The sequence below is a fragment of the Aquimarina pacifica genome (assembly GCF_000520955.1).
In the GTDB taxonomy this organism is placed as follows: Bacteria; Bacteroidota; Bacteroidia; order Flavobacteriales; family Flavobacteriaceae; genus Aquimarina; species Aquimarina pacifica.
The window spans coordinates 1-2,485 of sequence record NZ_JACC01000088.1; the positions used below are offsets into that span (position 1 = coordinate 1).

The 2,485-nt window shown below is 37.9% G+C and carries 2 protein-coding genes; both read right to left on the reverse strand.

Translation table 11 applies throughout. The features are described from left to right. The coding region (locus tag DZ60_RS23735) for a carbohydrate-binding protein (RefSeq protein ID WP_161634458.1) at positions 1-2,286 on the reverse strand (2,286 nt) is incomplete at its 3' end. Positions 2,287-2,346: 60 nt separating this feature from the next. Beyond that, complete coding sequence (locus DZ60_RS25810; protein ID WP_394332042.1) at positions 2,347-2,469, reverse strand: hypothetical protein; 123 nt, start codon at positions 2,467-2,469, stop codon at positions 2,347-2,349. Positions 2,470-2,485 lie beyond the last annotated feature (16 nt).

Here is a 2,485-nt window from a genome sequence, read left to right on the forward strand (position 1 = left end):
ATACATTCCATCATAGTCTTCAGCTTCTATTTTTATGGAAGCTACTGTAGATCCAATACATTCTTGACATGCCTTTCCTACTCCAGGTAACGGGTCACCAAAAACTGCATTACCGCATGTTGTATTACCTGCGACTACTTTTATAACATAAACTTCATTAGCGCCATAGCGAATCGTTTTACTACCGCTAAAATTCATTACTTCACCTTCACTAGCAATAGTTACCCAATCACAAGAAGTATCATTTGAGGCTTCTGTTATCTTAAATGATTCCCATGTACCGTTTCTTGTATTTTCAACCATCTGTACATTTCCAGAATTATCAATTTGCAATCTTACATGCTGGGCAGGACCATCTGGCAATGTTATAAAATAGGTGTCTGCAATAGCTCCTTCTTCAAAATCAAAGTAAGTATAGGTCCCACTCCAAGCTGTGCCTTGCATATCGGCAGCAGTGCCATCCGATATAGTATTATCAGTACGTAATCTTGGTAAGGTCCCACCGGCAGCACGCTGTATATGCCAAGATCCATTGTCTTTGTCAACAAATTTCCATTCTACATCGGCACCTGTAGTACTTGTTGATGTTGTCTCGGGTATAGCACTCTCTCCATCTGAGGATAATCTTAAATTATGATGAGGAACATCAATATAATATGTCTTATTAGGATCTGGTGTAAATGTGCTTGATGAGATGTCTCCTTCGATAAATCTAATCCAATTTACATCCATTAAGAAACCCGAGTTACCTGTAAAAACAAGGTACAAATCTTCTACACCGCTTACAGGATTCTCTATTGTATAGGATTCTGTTTCCCAATTAGTCCAACTACCCGTAGTACTAACCTCAAATGTTCCTATTAAGTCTCCAGAGGCACTACCTGTTCGCAATTCAATATTTCCTCCTGAAGTCTCACTACTTACATTGGCGTCAAAACCTATTGCTCCTCTACCAAAATCTACATCTTGAAACATAATCCAATCTCCATTTTCAATATAGCCAACATTTCCACTACTAGAAATTCCTGTTTTATATTCATCACAATAATCTTCTGCCTGTATAACTGAAAAAGCATCAAAACCATCACATGTAATAGTCCCACCTCCATCAGAAGAAGTAGATACAAAAGTAAACATACCCAAACCTGGGTGAGCAAAATTATTGATCTCTGGCGAATACCCTGGATGTGTTAATACTTCTTTTGTATTTGGGTGATCTAGTCCTGCCTTAGAAAAAAGTTTGGCAGACATATAATATACGGGTGAAAATTCGCCACGATACTCTTCACTAATTGCATCTGTGGAAACTGAAACTATCCAAACGTTACAAGGGTTATATACATCTGATGTAAATGGCAAATCATTGTATCCTAAATTATATCTGGCATGATATTCTACCCCTGCAAGAAGTCTATTGTTTTCTGCATATACAATATCATTCCCCTGATTCCACATACACAAAGCAGCTTCCGTTAAATGTGCTATTCCTCCTTGAACATGTGCTTGATCCCTACCTGTTTCTTGAGCTTGGCCAGAAGCATCAAATATGTAATCTGTAAGCGCTGCACACCCATCATCTGTATCTTGATAACCAAACTTGTAAGCCTCAACTTGATAGTTATACTCGTATTCGTTATTCATAAAAATTGCCATTGACATATTTCCTCCAAGAGCTGAAGTTCCCCAGTTGGTTGAACGATGCGTTCCTGTATTGGTCCATGCGTCATATATTATTTCTTTAAACCAAGATTTAGCTGCATCAGCATCTGTTTGCGACCACCCTGCTTCTCCGTTGAAACCATGTTCTAGGATTTCGGCAGCTTGGGCCATTGCACCAGCGCCAGTGCTCACCGTTAAGGTTGGACCATAAACGTCAAAATCCCTAACAACATCAACCCAAGTGTCAATAATATCAATAGCTGCATCAGAATATGACTTGTCACCCGATGCAACCCATTTCATGGTCAAAACCCATGCAGCCATTCCTGCAGTATGCATAGCACCATTATCAGTGATTAAAGTTGATGGATTGGTTGTGAAATCAGCATTTGGACCGTTGTTTTTGGCAGCATTCCAACCGGTTGTCCAAGGCTCTTCCTCAGCTGCTACTTTAGTCCTTATAAGAGTAAGGTCTTCCTGCGTATGCCATCCACCTGGATGAACTAACTGCGCATTTACAGAATTAACCATTAAACCAATAAACAAATAAAATAGTCCTGTTTTATCAAATAGCTGAGATATAACTTCAAAAACATAATACCTTTTGTGAATTTGGTTTTTTTTCATTGTTTTTATAATTAGATTCATTTTTTAGATCTAGATTCCTGTCTACCAAAAAAGTTATGATTATTTCGCTGTTTGTTTTTTCACTATTTTCTTTACTATCTCTATACTTTCACCACTTATTTTAGCATAATACATTCCTTCAATCAATTTGGATATATCAATACGTTCGCTTTCGTTTGAAATATGCTGAGTAAATACT